Here is a 16,471-nt window from a genome sequence, read left to right as displayed (position 1 = left end):
TTTAATTAATAACCAATGGGTCAGTAATCTAGGTAAAAACCCGACCTATGTCAAGCCGGGCGAAAATCCACGGCGTGAACAAGCCCATCCCCACCCAGCCCGTTGAGCATTACGAGAACTTCCCCGTCGCTTCCTGGCTGTGCCCGCCGCGGCTACGCCCGCCCATCGCCGCCATCTACCACTACGCCCGCACGGCCGACGACATCGCCGACGAAGGCGAGGCCACGGCCCAACAGCGCCTGGACGACCTGAGCGCCTACCGGGCCGACCTGCTGGCCCTGGCCCAGGGTCAGCCGCATAGCGGGCGCTGGCCGCAGGTCTGCGAGCCGCTGGCCGCCATGCTGCGGGAATTCCACCTGCCTGTGCCGCTGCTGGACGACCTGCTCGACGCCTTTGCCCAGGACGTGCGCATGACCCGCGACCAGGCCAGCTACGCCGACCCGGCTGAATTGCTGGACTATTGCCGCCGCTCGGCCAACCCGGTGGGCCGCCTGCTACTGCATCTGTACGGGGTACAGGACGAGACCGCACTGCGCGAGAGCGACGCCATCTGCAGCGCCCTGCAGCTCATCAACTTCTGGCAGGACCTCAGCCGCGACATCCCGCGTGGACGCCACTACCTGACCGACGCGGACTGCGCCGCCCAGGGCGTACAGCGCGCTGAACTGGCCAGCCTCAGACCGACGCCCCACATCCTGGCCCTGATCGCATCGCAGGTGCGCGCGGCGCGTGCCCTCATGCAAACAGGCGCGCCGCTGGTGCACCGCATCCCGGGCCGCGCCGGCTGGGAACTGCGCCTGGTGGTGCAAGGCGGCCTGCGCATCCTGGACAAGATAGAGGCCCTGGGCTTCAACAGCCTGCAGCATCGCCCCAAGGTCGGCGCTGCCGACGCCCCGCTGCTCCTTTGGCGCAGCCTGTGGATGTGAAGCGATGGCCACTGATGCAGCGACAATCAAACCCATGACGCCCGAGACCTACGTCCAGCAAAAAGCCGCCGCCTCCGGCAGCAGCTTCTATTACGCCTTCCTCTTCCTGCCCAAGCCGCGCCGCGCGGCCATCACGGCTTTCTACGCCTTCTGTCGTGAGGTCGATGACGTGGTGGACGAAGTGTCCGACCCCGGCGTGGCCCAGACCAAGCTGGCCTGGTGGGAAGCCGAGGTCACCCGCGCCTATGCCGGCCAGCCCACGCACCCGGTGCTGCAGGCCCTGATGCCGCACACCGCCGCGTACGGCATCGAGGCGCGCCACCTGCTGGCCGTGATCGAAGGCTGCCAGATGGACCTGCAGCAGACCCGTTACCTGGACTACCAGGGCCTGCAGCGCTACTGCCACCTGGTGGCGGGCGTGGTGGGTGAGGTGGCGGCCCGCATCTTCGGCCAGACCCAGGAGCAGACCACGCGCTACGCCCACACTCTGGGCCTGGCCTTCCAGCTGACCAACATCATTCGCGACGTCGGCGAAGACGCGCTGCGCGGTCGCATCTACCTGCCGGTGAACGAACTGCAACAGTTCGAGGTCAAGGCGCACGAACTGCTCAAGCGCCAGCACTCGGAGCGTTTCGTGGCCTTGATGAAGTTCCAGACAACACGGGCCCACCAGCTCTACGACGAAGCCCTGGCCCTGCTGCCCGAGGCCGATCGCCGCACCCAGAAACCCGGCCTGATGATGGCCAGCATCTACCGCACCCTGCTGCGCGAGATCGAGCGCGACAACTTCCAGGTGCTGCACCAGCGCATCAGCCTCACGCCCCTGCGCAAGCTCTGGCTGGCCTGGCGCGTGCAGGCCTTGGGGAAGCTATGACCCCCACGCTTGTCACTGCGTGTACTGCGCTGCCCCCCAAGGGGGCTGAGGGCCGCGGCTCCGAGCCTGCCTGCGCAGGCTCGGACGGGCCGAAGAAACGCACGCCTCTGGCGTCGTCACGTCTCGCACCTTGGGGCGGCCCGGCGGTGCTCAAGTGAGAGTTGCGGTTGTCGGCGCTGGCTGGGCCGGCATGGCCGCGGCAGTCGCAGCAACACAGGCTGGCCATCAGGTCACGGTGTTCGAAGCCGCACGTACCCTCGGGGGACGAGCGCGTGGCCTGGAAGGCCACCTGCCCGATGGTCGTGCCGTGACACTGGACAACGGCCAGCACATCCTGATCGGCGCCTACACCGAGACACTGCGCCTGATGCAAGAGGTCGGTGTGGACACGGAGACCGCGCTGCAACGCCTGCCACTGACCCTGAAGTTTCCCGACGGGGCCGGACTGCAACTGCCACGCCTGCCCGTGCCGCTGGATGTGCTGGCTGGCATCCTGCGCAACGGCAGCTGGCCGCTGCCGGAGCGCCTGGGCCTGTTGCAGGCGGCCCTGGGATGGAAGCTCCGGGGGTTCGAGTGCGAGGCACAGCTGTCGGTGGCCGATCTGTGCCGCACGCTCGGTCCCCATGTCATGCAGGAGCTGATCGAACCGCTGTGCGTGTCGGCCCTGAACACCCCCGCCCACCAGGCCAGCGCCCAGGTTTTTCTGCGCGTTCTGCGCGATGCGCTGTTCGGTGTGCGCGGCGGCTCGCAACTGCTGCTGCCGCGCATCGATCTGACCGGCCTGTTTCCGCAGGCGGCTGCGCACTGGCTGGCCCGGCACGGTGCGGCCATTCAGACCGGTACACGCATCAACACCTTGCAGGCCAAGGCCGCGCAGTGGCAACTCAATGAAGAGATCTTCGACCGCGCGCTGCTGGCCTGTTCCTCGACCGAGGCGGCGCGCCTGGTCGCCGGTGCCGCAGGGCCCCAAGCGGAATCCGCGGCCCTGAAAGCCTGGGCGGCAACCGCCGCCGCCCTGCACTTCGAAGCCATCACCACCGTCTATGCCTGGGCCCCAACGGCCCGACTGCCAGCCCCCATGCTGGCCCTGCGCCACGACACCGGGCAGCCGGCGCAATTCGTCTTTGACCGCGGCCAGCTCGACGGATCAACCGGCCTGCTGGCCTTCGTGGTCAGTGCCAGCCAGGGGGAACGCGAGACGATCCAGGCCCAGGTCCTGCAGCAGGCCCGCAGCCAACTGGGCCTGGACCTGCAGGCCGTACAGACCGTGGTCGAGAAACGCGCCACCTTTGCCTGTACGCCCGCCCTGCAACGCCCTGCGCAGACCATCGCGCCCGGCCTGCTGGCCTGCAGCGACTATGTCGCAGGCCCCTACCCCGCTACCCTCGAAGGTGCGGTGCGCAGCGGCCTGGCGGCCGCACAGGCCCTCGGCAGGTGATACAAAGCAGACATGCGGCAACGCAAGAGAACCCAGAGCAGCACCGCTGATTACCAGGAGACCCCGCCGAGATGAAACGCACCTTCAAAGTCCTGTTCATCCTGCTCATCGTGCTGATCACCGCGCTGGCCATCGCCATCGCCGCCGGCGTCTGGCATGCCCGCAGCAAGCTGCCACAGCGCAGCGGCACGCTCACGCTGAGCCAGCTCAAGGCCCCGGTCCTGGTGAACTGGGACGAGCGTGGCGTACCGCACCTGCAGGCGCAGAACGAAATCGACCTCTACCGCGCCCTCGGTTTCCTGCACGCCCAGGACCGGCTGTTCCAGATGGAGATGGTGCGACGCCTGGCGCGCGGTGAGCTGGCCGAGATCCTCGGCCCCAAACTGCTCGATACCGACCGCCTGTTCCGCACGCTGGAGCTGCGGGCCCATGCCGAGGAACGCGTGAAACGCATCGATCGCAACAGCCCCGCCTGGGTGGGCCTGCTGGCCTACCTGGACGGCATCAACGAATTCCAGGACACGCGTCCCCTGCCGGTCGAGTTCGATCTGCTGCGCATCCAGCCCCAGCACTACACGCCCGTCGACACCCTGGCCGTGGCCGGCTACCTGGCCTACAGCTTCGCCGCCACGCTGCGCACCGAGCCCGTGCTGAGTTATGTGCGGGACCAGCTCGGCCCCGACTATCTGCAGGTCTTCGATCTGGAATGGCAACCCCTGGGGGTGGTCGGCCCGGTGGCGCAAAAGGCACCCGCGCGCAAGCTGGCCGCGGCCGACTGGCAGGCGCTGGCGCGCGTCTCTGAAGTCAGCCAGCAGGCCATGGACCTCGCAGGGGTGCCGCTCTTCGAAGGCAGCAATGCCTGGGCCATTTCCGGTCGGCGCACCGCCAGTGGCAAACCCCTGCTGGCCGGTGATCCGCACATCGCCTATGCGCTGCCCGCGGTCTGGTACGAGGCGCACCTGAGCGCGCCGGGTTTCGAGCTCTACGGCCACCACCAGGCCCTGAACCCTTTTGCGCTGCTGGGCCACAACAAGCAGTTCGGCTGGAGCCTGACCATGTTCCAGAACGACGACATGGATCTGGTGGCCCTGAAGGTGAACCCGGACAACCCGCGCCAGGTCTGGCACCAGGGCCAGTGGGTCGCGCTGCAAAGCCGCACCGAAACCATCACCGTGAAGAACGCCGATCCGGTCAACATCACGCTGACCCGCTCGCCCCACGGCCCCCTCATCAACCAGGCCTTCCCCGACAGCATGGGCCAGGCACCGATCGCCATGTGGTGGACCTTTCTGGAGACCGAGAACCCCATCCTCGACGCCTTCCATGAACTCAACCGCGCCGACACCCTGCCCAAGGCGCGTGCGGCAGCCAGCAAGATCCACGCACCAGGCCTGAACGTGGTGTGGGCCAACGCAGCCGGCGACATCGGCTGGTGGGCCGCGGCCAGGCTGGTGCAGCGCCCGCCCAGCGTGAACCCGAGTTTTATCCTCGACGGCGGCAGCGAGCAGGCCGACAAGCCGGGTTATTACCGCTTTGCCGACAACCCGCAGGAAGAAAACCCGGCGCGGGGTTACATCGTCTCGGCCAACCATCAGCCCGTGCCGCGCAGCGGCGTGCCGGTGCCGGGTTACTACAACCTGCCCGAGCGCGCGCGGCGCCTGGACCAGCTGCTGCGTCCCACCGGCACCCTGTGGAACCTGCAGAACAGCCAGGCCCTGCAGCTCGACGAGCAGACCGACTACGCGGCGCGCGTGCTGGGCCCGCTGCTACCGCTGCTACGTGAGATGTCAACCGACACCATCGAGCGCGCGCTGATCGACCAGGTGGCCGAATGGGATGGCCGCCACAGCACGGCCAGCATCGCCCCCACGGTCTACAACCAGTTCGTCTACGAGCTGCTCAAGGCGACCATGGCCGATGAACTGGGCGAGGTGCAGTTCAACAACCTCTTGCGTACACGTGCCATCGACCATGCACTGCCACGGCTGGTGGCCGACCCGCGTTCGCCCTGGTGGGACGATCGCCGCACGGAGAAGAAAGAGAACCGCAGCGACACCGTGCAGCAGGCCTGGCGCGCCACCCTCAAGCATCTGCAGGACCTGCGTGGCCTCTCCCTGCCCGGCTGGACCTGGGGCAAGAACCACACGGTGACCCACGGCCACCCGCTGGGGCGCCTCAAGCCGCTGGACAAGCTGTTCGACGTCGGTCCGCTGCAAGCCCCGGGCGGGCGTGAGATTCCCAACAACCTGGCCCACGCGCTGGGGCCGGCGCCCTGGAGCGTGAACTACGGCCCCTCGACGCGGCGGCTGATCGACTTCGCCGATGCCGGCAAGGCCCTGGGCATCAATCCCGTGGGCCAGAGCGGTGCGCTGTTCGATCCGCATTACGCCGACCAGGCGCAGGACTTCATCGCCGGCCGCTACCAGCCCATGCACCTGAACCCGGCCGACGTGAAAGCGGTCACGCGCAGCACGCTGGTGCTGCAGCCTGCGCCTTAAGCGTCCTTGTCCAGCAGCGCGCAGAGCGCCTGCATGTCCTCCACGGTGGCATGCGGGCGGTGGCTGTCGTGCGTCCAGTCGTGGCCACCCCGGTTGACCCAGACGGTCTGCAAGCCGGCCTCCAGCGCCCCCACGACGTCGAGCGCGGCATCGTCGCCCACGTGCAGCACCTCGTGCGGCAACACGCCCACAGCCTCGGCCGCTGCATGGAAGAAGCGCGCATCAGGCTTGCCCAGGCCGAACTCCTGCGCGCTGAAGCCCGCCTGGAAAAACTCGCCCAGGCCGATGCGCTGCACATCGGCATTGCCGTTGGACAGGGCCACCACCGGGTAACGCTGCGCCAGCCAGGCCAGCGCCGGACGCGCATCGGCGTAGAGTTCGACGCGCATGCGTTCGGCGATGAAAACCTCGTAGGCTGGCTCCACCAGCGTGCTGTCCTCGTCATGGCGTTGCAGGGCGCGGCGGATCAGCTCCTGGCGCAGGGTGCGCAGGTCGTGCCCGATCTCGGGCCGGCTGGCCTGCACCTCGCGGCGCAGGGCCAGGCGCCGTTCGCCGTCGGTCAGGAATTCGGCGGTGGCCGGCGCATGCGGGCGCAGCCAGTCCTGCAGGGCCAACTCGGCGCGGGTGATCACCGGCCAGATCGGCCACAGGGTGTCGTCGAGGTCGAGGGAAATGGCCTTGATCCGGGAAGCGTCGAGCGTGGCGTGCATAGGTGGGCGAGAATACCGCATGGCATTCAAAAAAGAACCCGCGTACACCCATGGCCAGGTGCCGACCACGGCCATCCTGTTGTGCAACCTGGGCACCCCCGACGCCCCCACCCCCGCTGCGCTGCGCCGTTACCTGGCCGAGTTCCTCGGTGACCACCGCGTGGTGGAGATCCCCCGGCCGATCTGGTGGCTGATCCTGCACGGCATCATCCTGCGCTTGCGTCCGGCCAAATCGGCAGCCAAATACGCCACGATCTGGACGCCCGAAGGCTCGCCGCTCAAGGTCTGGACCGAAAGGCAGGCGCAAGCCCTGCAGGCGTGGATGCAGCAGCAGGGCCACCACGTCACCGTGCGCTACGCCATGCGCTACGGCAACCCGTCCATGGCCGCGCAGCTCGATGCGCTCAAGGCCGAGGGCGCCACCCGCGTGCTGGTGCTGCCGGCCTACCCGCAGTACTCGGGCACCACCACGGCCAGCGTGTTCGATGCCGTCTACCACTGGGCCGACCGCGTGCGCACCATCCCCGAGTTGCGTTTCATCAACCGCTACCACGACGATGCCGGCTACATCGGCGCACTGGCACAGCGCATCCGCACCCACTGGCAGGCGCATGGCCAGCCGGACCAGCTGGTCATGAGCTTTCATGGTGTGCCCGAGCGCACCCTGCACCTCGGCGATCCCTACCACTGCGAGTGCCACAAGACCGCGCGCCTGCTGGCGCAGGAACTGGGCCTGACGAAGGAGCAGTACACGGTGACCTTCCAGTCGCGCTTTGGCAAGGCCAAGTGGCTGGAGCCCTATACCGAGCCGACCGTGATCCGGATGGCGCAGGCCGGCATCAAGCGTATTGACGTGGTCTGCCCCGGCTTCACCAGCGACTGCCTGGAGACGCTGGAGGAGATCGCGCAGGAAGTGCGCGAAGCCTTCCTGCACGCCGGCGGCCAGGCCTTCCACTACATCCCTTGCCTGAACGACAGCGCGGCATGGATCGAGGCCATGGGTCAGCTGACGCAGCAGCACCTGGCCGGCTGGCCGACCCGGCAGGCGCCGGATGCAGCCGCGCTGGCGGCTTCGCGTGCCGCCGCCCTGGCCCTGGGAGCCCCGCGCTGAATCAGCGTAGCTTCAGGTCTTCTTGGGGTGGCGCAAGGAGGTGTAGGCCGGCCGTGCCAGGCAGTGCGTCAGCCACTCGCTGACCAGCGGGTATTGCGCCAGCAGTTCACGTGCCGGGCGCACCCACAGCATCACGCTGGAAACGCAGAGATCGGCCACGGTGAAACGGGCGGCAGCGATGTGTGCCTCACCACGCGCCTTCTGTTGCGCCAGGTGCTGTTCCAGCACACGCAGCGGCACCTTGAGGCGCTGCTCGGCCGCTTCGGCCAGCTCGGGCTTGCGCTGGTCTTCCGGCATGGCGAGCCGGTGCATGAGCACGGTAAGCGCATCCTTTTCCACTTCGGTGACGGTCCAGAAACTCCAGCGCAGGGCCTCGGCATCCTCGCGCGGGGTGGCCGGTACCAGGTTGAGGCCATCGGACTGCCCGTGCTGGCGCGCGATGTAGAGCGCACAGGCCATGCTCTCCCAGACCGTCACATCACCCTCGGGCCGATGGTCCACCACCACCGGAATATGGCCGTTCGGATTGAGCGCCAGGAAGTCCGGCATCCGTGTGGTGCCGGCCTTGTAGTCCGTCTGCACGTGCTCGAACGCCAGGCCGAGTTCGGTCGCCACCCAGAGCGGGCGCACCGCCCGGGATGCCTGGATGCCGTAGATCGTCAATGCCATGAAGTCTCCTCGTTTGAAACAGCCAGCATTGTGCCCAAGACCCTGGGCCTGATGTCGCCCCGGCTCAGTCGTTGCGACGGATGAAGTCCAGCACGGCATCGAGTTGAGCAGGCACATTGAGCGCCGGCGCATGGCCGCAACCCGGGACCTCGATCACCTGCAGCCTGCCCTGGCTACCTGGCCCTCGCGTGCGCATGTGCTCCACCGTCTCGGGCAGCACGAGATCCGATTCGGCCCCGCGCAACAAGAGCATCGGGATGTCGATCTGGTCGTAGTGCTCCCACAACAGGTAGTCGTCCGGGTGGTGAACGAACTGCTGCACCATCGCCGGGTCGTAGTGCGGGGTCACCCGGCCGTCGGGCAGGCGGCGCGTCGACGTCTCGGTCAGGCGGCGCCACTGCGCGTCGCTGAGCCAGCCAAAGGGCTTGTAGGCCTGGCGAAAAAACGCTTCCAGTTCGCAGACCGTCTCGAAAGCCGGCGGGTTGCCGGCATAGGCACGGATGCGTGCGATGGCTGCATCGGCCAGCTGCGGCGCATTGTCATTGAGCACCAGGCTGCGGATGCGGGCCTTGAGTTGCGGCTGCAGGCACCCTGCGGCGCACACCGTGCCGATGGCCCCGCCCATGGAGGTGCCCACCCAATGCGCCGAAGCAATGCCCAGTTGCTCGAACAGATCGGCCGCCAGGCGCGCGTAGAAGGCCAGCTTGTATTCCTGCTGCGGCTGCGGACTCCACTGGCTCAGGCCGCGGCCCAGGGTGTCGGGACAGATGACGCGGTAACCCTGGGCGCTCAGGTGCCCGGCCAGCTCGTCCATGTCGCGTCCGGTGCGCGCCAGGCCATGCCAGGCGATCACGGTCTTGTGATGGTCAGCGCCCCACTCCATGCAGTGAATCTCGCGCCCCGCCAAACTCAGGTAAGTCGACCGGGGAGTCATCGTGCAGCCCCCATGGCCATCCGACGGGCAGAGGCCGCCCGCAAGCGTCCCACGACCCCGGTGGGGAAGTAATAGACCGACAAGACAAAAAGCAGACCGAGCCAGAGCAACCAGCGGTCGGGTGAAAGCAAGGCGGCCAGCAGCGGCCAGCCGGCGGCGGCCTCACTGCCCAGACGCAGGAGGTCCTGCAGATAACTCTGCGCCACCACGAACAGCGCCGCGCCGATGGCCGCGCCGTAGATCGTGCCCATGCCGCCGATGACCACGATCAGCAGCACGTCCATCATGATCTCGAAGGAGAGCGAGGTGTCCGGCCCGTTGTAGCGCAGCCAGAGCGCCAGCATGGCGCCAGCCAGGCAGGCGAACAGGGCCGACAGCACGCTGGAGAGCGTGCGGTAGACCACCACGCGGTAGCCCAGGGCCTCGGCCCGGAATTCGTTCTCGCGGATGGCCTGCAGCACGCGTCCGAAAGGCGAATTGACGATGCGCAGCAGGGCCAGCAGCAGCAGCAGGGCTACGACAAAAAGCAGGTAGTAGGAAATCAGCTTGCCGTCGATCATGGTGCCCAGCACCGGTTCCTCGAACAACTCGAAGCTGGGCGAGAGCAGCGCCGGCAGCTTGAAGCTCAGGCCGTCTTCGCCGCCGGTGAACTCCGAGAGCTGCGAGGCCAGGGTCTGGAAGGCCGAAGCCACGGCCAGCGTGATCATGGCAAAGAAGATCGCCCGCACCCGCAGCGAGAACAGGCCGATGGCCAGCGCCAGCAGCAGCGACAGCGCCAGGGCGGCCGCCAGCCCCACGGCCAGTGCCGTCCAGGTCGGCCCCAGATGCGTGGTGGCGATGGCGATGCCGTAGGCGCCGATGCCGAAGAACATGGTGTGGGCGAAGCTGACGATGCCGGTGTAACCCAGCAGCAGGTCGAAGCTGGCCACCAGCACCAGGAAGATCAGGATCTTGGCCGCCACGTTGAGCGCCTTGACACCCGGCACGATAAAGGGCGCTGCGGCCAGGGCCAGCAGGAGCAGGACCAGCAGCACGGTCAGGATGCGGCTGCGCGGCAGGTCGTTGGAGATGAGACGGGCAAACATGCTTCGCTCCGTTCAGCGGTTGGCGACCGGATAAACACCCTGGGGCCGCCACAGCAGGATGGCCACCATCAGCGCGATGTTGGAAAACAGCGCCACCTTGGGCACCAGGAAGCCGGTGTAGTTGGCCATCAGGCCCACCAGCAGCGCGCCGATCAGGGCGCCCGTCGTGGAGCCCAGGCCGCCGATGATGATGACGATGAAGATCAGCACATTGACCTGCGCACCCATCTGCGGCACCACGTTCTGCTGGTACAGGCCCCACATCACACCGCCCAGGCCGGCCAGTGCGCTGCCCATGACAAAGACGCCCACAAAGAGCCGGCGGATGCGGTAGCCCAGGGCCTCGACCATCTCGCGGTCCTGAACACCGGCGCGGATCAGCAGGCCGATCTTGGTGCGCGACAGCGTCCAGGCCTGGGCGGCGAACACGGCCAGGCCGACCACCACGGCGATCAGGCGGTATTTTTCGACCGAGGCATCGCCCAGCAGCACGGCGCCGCGCATGCCCTCGGGCAGCGGCAGCGCGATCTGCAGCGGCCCCCAGATCACCTTGATCAGCTCCTCGCCGATGATCATGCCGCCCATGGTGATGAGGATCTGCTTGAGGTGCTGGCCGTAGACCGGCCGCACGATGAAGCGCTCGAACGCCAGGCCGATGGCACCGGCCACGAGCATGGCCACCACCATGGCCGGCAGCACGGCCAGCAGGTTGCGCCACAGTTCCTGTGAGCCGGTCCAGTCGCCCATCATTCCCAACACGCTGGTGGCCACGAAGGCGCCCAGCGCAATGAAGACGCCATGGCCGAAGTTGAGCACGTCCATCAGGCCAAACACCAGCGTCAGGCCCGAGGCGATGATGAAGACGATCATGCCCATGGCCAGGCCGGCCACGGTGAGCGTAAGCCACGTGGAGCCCGAGCCGATCAGGGGCAGTGCGGCCAGCGCCAGCACAGGCACCAACAGCAGCGGCTTGTAATCGAAATCCTTGTTCATGCTCATAGGGCCAGCCCCAGCAGCGCGTGCTGCAGTTCCTCGTCGCCGGCCAGCGCCTGCATGCTGCCGGCATGGACCACGCGGCCGTTGTCCATCACGGCTACGCTGTCCCCCAGCTGTTTGGCGAAGTTGATGTTCTGCTCCACCAGCAGGATGGTCACGCCGCTGGCCTTGAGCTGCTGGAAGGCCGAGATCATGTTGGCAACCATCACGGGCGCCAGGCCCTTGCTGGGTTCGTCCACGATGAGCAGGCGGCGCGGTTCGACGATGGCGCGCGAGACCGCCAGCATCTGCTTCTGCCCGCCCGAGAGCTTGCCGGCGGGATGGTTCCAGAACTTCTCCACCGCGGGGAAGAGCTGGAAGATCCACTGCAGGCGGGCTTCGTCCATGTCGCCGGCACGACGTGCCTGGCGCGCGGCCAGCAGCATGTTTTCTTTCACCGTGAGGTCGGCGAAGATGCCCATGTTCTCGGGCACGTAGGCAATGTCCAGCGCCGCGATCGCCGGTGTCGGCAGGGCCGTGATGTCCTGGCCGTCGAAGGTGATGCGGCCGGCCGAGGCGCGCCACAAGCCCATGATGGTGCGCAGCGTGGTGGTCTTGCCCGCGCCGTTGCGGCCCAGCAGCAGGGTGAGCTGGCCGCGCGGCACCTGCAGGTCCACACCATGCAGGATGTGATAGGCCGCGATGTGCGTGTGTACGCCCTCGAGTTTCAGCAGGATGTCGCTCATGCGGGCTCCTTCGCCACACCCAGATAGGCTTCCTGCACGACGGGCGAAGCGATCACCTCCGCCGGCTCACCATCGGCCACCAGCGTGCCGTTGTGCAGCACGATGATGCGGTCGGCCAGTTCACGCACCACGTCCATCTTGTGCTCGACCAGCAGGATGGTCTTGCTCTTGTCCTGCTTCAACTTGCGTATCAGATTGAGGATCACCGGCGCCTCGTCGTGGCTCATGCCGGCCGTGGGTTCGTCGAACATGTAGACCTGCGGATCCAGCGCCATCAGCAGCGCCACTTCCAGCTTGCGCTGATCCCCATGCGGCAGGCTGGCCACCGGGGCGTCCTGCTGCTGTGCCATGGCCACCGATTCAAGAATCTCGTGCGCACGTGCCGTCAGGCGCGCGTGGTCGCTCCAGATGCTCCAGAGGTTGAGGCCACGGCGGTGCGGCCCGCCGAGCGTGGCCTGCACGGCCAGGCGCACGTTCTCCAGCACGCTGAGGTTGGGAAACAGATTGGTCAGCTGGAAAGCCCGGCCCAGCCCCGCGCGCGTGCGCGCCGACGCCGACAGGGCCGACACGTCCCGCCCACCCAGCAACACCGCGCCCTCGGAAGCCGTCAACTGCCCCGAGATCAGGTTGAAATAGGTGGTCTTGCCCGCCCCGTTGGGACCGACGATGGCCGTGAGCGTGCCCGGCTCGAAGCGGCACGAAACGGCGTTGACCGCCACGTGGCCGCCGAAGCGGATCGTGAGATTTCTGGTTTCCAGCATGTCCAGGGAGAAGTACTGAGGGTGGGAGCGGCGTAGCGAGCGCGCCGAGGGCAAGGCGCACAGCGCGCAGAAACCGGAACGTACTTGCGGTACGTGAGGATTTCGAGCACTGCGCAACGCCGCCATCGGCGCGCGCAGTAGCCGAGCACACCCTCAGCGGTTGCGGATGGGGATGTTCATCTCTTCTGCCTTGATCTCGCGCACGAGTTCAGGCACGCCCCAGTTGAACGCCGGGTCCACCTTGATCTTGAAGTGGTACATGCTCTGCATGGCCTGGTGGTCTTCCTTGCGGAAGGTCATCTTGCCCTTGGGCGTGTCGAAGCTCATGCCTTCCATGGTCTTGATCAGCGTGTTGGTCGCCGTGTCGCCATTGGTCTTCTTGAGGGCCGTGACCACGGCCATGGCCGCGCTGAAACCGCCGGCCGTGAAGAAGTCCGGTGGCGCCTTGAACTGCTTGTAATGCTGGGCCACCAGGGCCTCGTTGATCGGGTTCTTGGGCATGCCGAAGTAGTAGTAGGCCGCGCCTTCCATGCCCGGGAACTGCTTGTAGGCCACCATGGCCGGCAGGATGTTGCCGCCGGTGGCGATCTCGATACCGTGGCGCTTGAGGTCCATGTCGGCAATCTTGAAGGGGTTGCCACCAGCCCAGATGATGAAGATCACCTTGCGGCCCGGCAGGCCCTTGAGCTTGTCGATCATGCGCTGGCCGCCGGCGGTGAAGTCGGTGGTGGCCGGGGGCAGGTACTCCTCGTGCACCAGCTTGGCTTTCTTGAGCGCCTCGCGGAAGGCCTTGACGCCGTCCTTGCCGAAGGCGGAGTCCTGCGCCATGGTCACGATGCTGATGCCTTCCTTGTCCATGGCCACGGCATTGGCGATGGCGTCCTGGCTGCTGTTGCGGCCGGTGCGGAAGATGTACTTGTTCCACTTGTCGCCGGTGATGGAGTCGGCCACGGCCGGCTCGACCAGCAGGATCTTCTTGTATTCCTCGGCCACAGGCAACATGGCCAGGGCCACGGGCGAAGCGGTGGGGCCGACGGCCAGGTCCACCTTGTCGTCGCCATAGGCGGCGGCCAGCAGGCTCTTGCCCAGGTCGGGCTTGCCCTGGTCGTCCTTCTCCATCACCACGATCTTGCGGCCGGCCACCTGCATGGTGCCGCCGGTGGCGTAGTCCAGGCCCATCATGAAGCCGGTCTGTGTCTGCTTGCCATAGGCTTCGAGTGGACCGGTCTTGCTGTAGATGTGGGCGATGCGGATGTCCTTGCCCTGGGCGTGGACGCCTGCCGCCAGGACGGCGGTAATCAGGGCGGCGCCGATCAGGCCGCTGCGGATGATCCAGAAACGACGTTGCATACAGGTCTCCTCATGTAAATGTTATGGATACATATCTGCAGATACCGTGCCACATCGCAAGCCATTGATTCCAATGGACTTTATTTTCAGATGCCAATGAATTGACTGAATATCATACAAATAAATGTCTGAAATTAATACACATGTCTTAGTTCAAGACATTTGCATCCAGCCGCTCATAAAGCGTGGCCCGCGAGATGCCCAGCATCCGGGCTGCGGCGACCTTGTTGCCGCCACAGGCCGTCAAGGCGGTAGCGATGGCCGAGCGCTCGAGTTCGGCCACCTGCTCAGCGAGTGGCCGCACCCCGCCCTCCGGCGCGACACGGGCCGGTGCCGCGGCAGACAGTGGCGCTTCCAGCTGTTCGATACCGGTTTCCCGCAGCACCCGCGTGATCCGTTCGCCGTCGATCCGGCTTGAGTCTCCCAGCAAGGCGGCCTGTTCCAGCACATTGCGCAGTTCGCGCACATTGCCGCGCCAGAGCTGGGCCGCCAGCAGGTCCATGGCCTCGGGCGTGTACTCGGGTTGCGGCAGCCCGCTGCGCTGGGCCAGTTCCTCGCCCAGGGCCTCGACCAGCGCCGGGATGTCGGAGCGCCGCTCACGCAGGGGCGGCACGCGGATGGGCAGCACATTGAGGCGGTAATACAGGTCTTCGCGGAACTTGCCCTCGCGCACCAGGCGCACCAGGTCGCGCGAGGTGGCGGCAATCACCTTGGCCTCGAAACGCAGCAGCCGGTTGGAGCCCAGGGGTTCGAACTCGCCTTCCTGCAGGGCACGCAGCAGCTTGGCCTGCAGGCCCGGCGGCATGTCACCGATTTCGTCCAGGAACAGCGTGCCGCCGTCGGCCAGCTTGAGCTTGCCGTCGCGCCCCTTGCGCTCGGCCCCGGTGTAGGCGCCGGGTGCCACACCGAAGAACTCGGCCTCCAGCAAGGTGTCGGGCACGGCGGCAATGTTGACGGTGACGAAGGGGCCATTGGGATGCGAGGACACGGCATGGATGGCATGCGCCAGCAGCTCCTTGCCGCTGCCGGTCTCGCCCAGCAGCAGCACCGGGCTGCCCGACTGCGCGGCGCGGCGCGCCAGACGCTTGAGCTCCACCACGGCCGGACTGCCCCCCACGAAGCTGGCAAAGGTGTACTTGGCGCGGCGCTGGCCGCTGCTGCGCTGGCTGGCCAGTTCGCGCCTTGCCTCATCCAGTTCACGCTGCAGGGCGGCGAACTTGTTGATGAGCGGCTGCAGATTGGTTTCGGGGTGATCGAACAGCACGATGCCCAGGGCACCGATGACTTCCCCTGAACTGTCGCGCAGCGGAATACGGCTGACCCCGAAGGTGCCGGCCCGGTTGCTCAGCAGGTCGATCAGGATGGGCTTGCCGGTTTCCAGCACATGGTGCAGCTGCGTGTTGTGGACCACGCTGGACACCGGGTGGCCGACGAAATCCTCGACCCGCGCATATCCCAACGCCGGCAGGAAGCGCTTGTATTGCTCGTTGATCCAGACCACCTTGCCCTGGCGGTCCACCAGCAGCATGCCTTCGCTGGCATTGGCAAACAGGTCGAACATGGAGCGGGCAGCCAGCTCCAGGATGCTCTGGGCATCGCGCGGCAGGACGTCCGTTTTTTCCATGCGGCGATGGTACAGTGACCCGCATGTTCCGCCCTCCCCGCTTTCCCTGATGGACGCCCTGCGCATCGACAAATGGCTGTGGACGGCCCGTTTCTACAAGACGCGCTCGCTGGCCGTGGAGGAGATCGCCAAGGGCCGGGTGCTGGTCAACGAGCAGACGGTCAAGCCAGCGCGCGAGGTACGGTCCGGCGATCTGGTCACCCTGCGCCAGGGCCCTGTCACACGCATCGTGACTGTCCGGGGTCTGAGCGGGCAACGTGGGCCGGCACCGGTCGCGCAACAACTCTATGAGGAAACCGAGGCCAGCCGTTTGGCGCGTGAAGCTGCGGTCGAACAGCGGCGACTGGCGGCCGAACCGGCGCTCAGCATCGAGCAGGGAAGGCCGACCAAGCGGGATCGGCGGCAGATCGAGAAGGCCGGCTGGAACGAGCGGTGGAGTGCTTCCACTGACTCCTGAGCGCTGCGTTTGTGCGATGCGGTTGGCGCCAAGGGATTGCTCGAAATTCGTCTGACGCGAATTTCTCGGGGCTGCGCGCGTCCGAAAACAGTCCCCCGGACTGTTTTCGAGCGAACCAGAGTGTTCTCACCCTCCCGTCTCCGCCAAAAGCAAAGCCCCGCACTAGGCGGGGCTTTTCTTTTGGCGGAGACGGAGGGATTCGAACCCTCGATGAGGCTCTACACCCCATACTCCCTTAGCAGGGGAGCACCTTCGGCCACTCGGTCACGTCTCCAAAAGGTAGCGGGATTATCGCATGAATCCCGCCTGTGAT

Annotated in this window: 15 protein-coding genes and 1 tRNA gene; 6 read left to right on the top strand and 10 right to left on the bottom strand. The window is 66.6% G+C overall.

All coding sequences use genetic code 11. From position 1 onward, the window contains the following. Nucleotides 1-47 precede the first annotated feature (47 nt). The 4 genes from hpnC (at nt 48) to AO057_RS09975 (ending at nt 5,736) form a co-directional block, all read left to right on the top strand. Nucleotides 48-926: a squalene synthase HpnC gene (hpnC, locus tag AO057_RS09990; RefSeq protein WP_057675484.1), complete on the top strand. Its 879-nt coding sequence runs from the start codon at nt 48-50 to the stop codon at nt 924-926. Between the two features lie 34 nt (nt 927-960). Continuing rightward, complete coding sequence (hpnD, locus tag AO057_RS09985) at nt 961-1,800, top strand: presqualene diphosphate synthase HpnD (protein WP_057675483.1); 840 nt, start codon at nt 961-963, stop codon at nt 1,798-1,800. A gap of 154 nt (nt 1,801-1,954) precedes the next feature. After that, nucleotides 1,955-3,238: a hydroxysqualene dehydroxylase HpnE gene (gene hpnE / locus AO057_RS09980; RefSeq protein WP_057675482.1), complete on the top strand. Its 1,284-nt coding sequence runs from the start codon at nt 1,955-1,957 to the stop codon at nt 3,236-3,238. Nucleotides 3,239-3,309: 71 nt separating this feature from the next. Then, nucleotides 3,310-5,736 carry a penicillin acylase family protein gene (locus AO057_RS09975; RefSeq protein ID WP_057675481.1) on the top strand — a complete coding sequence of 809 codons (2,427 nt, stop codon included), beginning with the start codon at nt 3,310-3,312 and terminating at the stop codon, nt 5,734-5,736. On the opposite strand, the gene AO057_RS09970 is transcribed toward AO057_RS09975, so the two are convergent. Then, nucleotides 5,733-6,446, bottom strand: a complete 714-nt coding sequence (locus AO057_RS09970; protein ID WP_082605504.1) for an HAD family hydrolase — start codon at nt 6,444-6,446, stop codon at nt 5,733-5,735. The genes AO057_RS09975 and AO057_RS09970 overlap by 4 nt on opposite strands. 19 nt (nt 6,447-6,465) lie before the next feature. Between AO057_RS09970 and hemH the strand changes: the two genes are divergently transcribed. Further along, the gene (gene hemH, locus AO057_RS09965) at nt 6,466-7,557 is read left to right on the top strand and encodes a ferrochelatase (RefSeq protein ID WP_057675479.1); all 1,092 of its coding nucleotides are present in this window, start codon (nt 6,466-6,468) and stop codon (nt 7,555-7,557) included. A 12-nt stretch (nt 7,558-7,569) separates the two neighbouring features. Here the strand turns inward: hemH and AO057_RS09960 are convergent, their stop codons facing one another. The 8 genes from AO057_RS09960 to AO057_RS09925 form a co-directional block, all read right to left on the bottom strand. After that, nucleotides 7,570-8,226 (bottom strand): glutathione S-transferase family protein, encoded by a 657-nt coding sequence (locus AO057_RS09960; protein ID WP_057675478.1) that lies wholly within the window; start codon nt 8,224-8,226, stop codon nt 7,570-7,572. A gap of 64 nt (nt 8,227-8,290) precedes the next feature. Further along, nucleotides 8,291-9,160: an alpha/beta fold hydrolase gene (locus AO057_RS09955; RefSeq protein ID WP_057675477.1), complete on the bottom strand. Its 870-nt coding sequence runs from the start codon at nt 9,158-9,160 to the stop codon at nt 8,291-8,293. Next, nucleotides 9,157-10,245: a branched-chain amino acid ABC transporter permease gene (locus tag AO057_RS09950; RefSeq protein ID WP_057675476.1), complete on the bottom strand. Its 1,089-nt coding sequence runs from the start codon at nt 10,243-10,245 to the stop codon at nt 9,157-9,159. Before AO057_RS09950 ends, AO057_RS09955 begins: the two co-directional genes overlap by 4 nt. A 12-nt stretch (nt 10,246-10,257) precedes the next feature. Continuing rightward, complete coding sequence (locus AO057_RS09945) at nt 10,258-11,244, bottom strand: branched-chain amino acid ABC transporter permease (protein WP_371258270.1); 987 nt, start codon at nt 11,242-11,244, stop codon at nt 10,258-10,260. After that, nucleotides 11,241-11,966 carry an ABC transporter ATP-binding protein gene (locus tag AO057_RS09940; RefSeq protein ID WP_057675474.1) on the bottom strand — a complete coding sequence of 242 codons (726 nt, stop codon included), beginning with the start codon at nt 11,964-11,966 and terminating at the stop codon, nt 11,241-11,243. Before AO057_RS09940 ends, AO057_RS09945 begins: the two co-directional genes overlap by 4 nt. After that, nucleotides 11,963-12,727 (bottom strand): ABC transporter ATP-binding protein, encoded by a 765-nt coding sequence (locus tag AO057_RS09935; protein ID WP_057675473.1) that lies wholly within the window; start codon nt 12,725-12,727, stop codon nt 11,963-11,965. The genes AO057_RS09940 and AO057_RS09935 overlap by 4 nt, the downstream gene beginning before the upstream one ends. 153 nt (nt 12,728-12,880) lie before the next feature. Beyond that, the gene (locus AO057_RS09930) at nt 12,881-14,077 is read right to left on the bottom strand and encodes a substrate-binding domain-containing protein (protein WP_082605503.1); all 1,197 of its coding nucleotides are present in this window, start codon (nt 14,075-14,077) and stop codon (nt 12,881-12,883) included. Between the two features lie 148 nt (nt 14,078-14,225). Then, nucleotides 14,226-15,701 (bottom strand): sigma-54 interaction domain-containing protein, encoded by a 1,476-nt coding sequence (locus tag AO057_RS09925; RefSeq protein ID WP_057675472.1) that lies wholly within the window; start codon nt 15,699-15,701, stop codon nt 14,226-14,228. A 49-nt stretch (nt 15,702-15,750) separates the two neighbouring features. Here AO057_RS09925 and AO057_RS09920 point away from each other — a divergent pair, with 49 nt between their 5' ends. Then, nucleotides 15,751-16,158, top strand: a complete 408-nt coding sequence (locus AO057_RS09920; RefSeq protein ID WP_057675471.1) for an RNA-binding S4 domain-containing protein — start codon at nt 15,751-15,753, stop codon at nt 16,156-16,158. 181 nt (nt 16,159-16,339) lie between these two features. Here AO057_RS09920 and AO057_RS09915 read toward each other — a convergent pair. Further along, a tRNA-Ser gene (locus AO057_RS09915) sits at nt 16,340-16,432 on the bottom strand. Between the last annotated feature and the right edge of the window lie 39 nt (nt 16,433-16,471).

The organism is Curvibacter sp. PAE-UM, from assembly GCF_001432305.1.
Taxonomy (GTDB): Bacteria; Pseudomonadota; Gammaproteobacteria; order Burkholderiales; family Burkholderiaceae_C; genus Hylemonella.
Note: the sequence above shows the minus strand (reverse complement) of the source record. Positions and strands in the feature narration are given on the sequence as shown.

What these genes read in the sequence shown, in the direction of transcription:
- hpnD (WP_057675483.1), top strand. Translation starts at nt 961, where the DNA reads ATGACGCCCGAGACCTACGTCCAGCAAAAAGCCGCCGCCTCCGGCAGC.
- AO057_RS09940 (WP_057675474.1), bottom strand. Translation starts at nt 11,966, where the DNA reads ATGAGCGACATCCTGCTGAAACTCGAGGGCGTACACACGCACATCGCG.
- hpnC (WP_057675484.1), top strand. Translation starts at nt 48, where the DNA reads ATGTCAAGCCGGGCGAAAATCCACGGCGTGAACAAGCCCATCCCCACC.
- AO057_RS09935 (WP_057675473.1), bottom strand. Translation starts at nt 12,727, where the DNA reads ATGCTGGAAACCAGAAATCTCACGATCCGCTTCGGCGGCCACGTGGCG.
- AO057_RS09950 (WP_057675476.1), bottom strand. Translation starts at nt 10,245, where the DNA reads ATGTTTGCCCGTCTCATCTCCAACGACCTGCCGCGCAGCCGCATCCTG.
- AO057_RS09930 (WP_082605503.1), bottom strand. Translation starts at nt 14,077, where the DNA reads ATGCAACGTCGTTTCTGGATCATCCGCAGCGGCCTGATCGGCGCCGCC.
- AO057_RS09925 (WP_057675472.1), bottom strand. Translation starts at nt 15,701, where the DNA reads ATGGAAAAAACGGACGTCCTGCCGCGCGATGCCCAGAGCATCCTGGAG.
- AO057_RS09920 (WP_057675471.1), top strand. Translation starts at nt 15,751, where the DNA reads ATGGACGCCCTGCGCATCGACAAATGGCTGTGGACGGCCCGTTTCTAC.
- AO057_RS09975 (WP_057675481.1), top strand. Translation starts at nt 3,310, where the DNA reads ATGAAACGCACCTTCAAAGTCCTGTTCATCCTGCTCATCGTGCTGATC.
- AO057_RS09960 (WP_057675478.1), bottom strand. Translation starts at nt 8,226, where the DNA reads ATGGCATTGACGATCTACGGCATCCAGGCATCCCGGGCGGTGCGCCCG.
- hemH (WP_057675479.1), top strand. Translation starts at nt 6,466, where the DNA reads ATGGCATTCAAAAAAGAACCCGCGTACACCCATGGCCAGGTGCCGACC.
- AO057_RS09945 (WP_371258270.1), bottom strand. Translation starts at nt 11,244, where the DNA reads ATGAGCATGAACAAGGATTTCGATTACAAGCCGCTGCTGTTGGTGCCT.
- AO057_RS09955 (WP_057675477.1), bottom strand. Translation starts at nt 9,160, where the DNA reads ATGACTCCCCGGTCGACTTACCTGAGTTTGGCGGGGCGCGAGATTCAC.
- AO057_RS09970 (WP_082605504.1), bottom strand. Translation starts at nt 6,446, where the DNA reads ATGCACGCCACGCTCGACGCTTCCCGGATCAAGGCCATTTCCCTCGAC.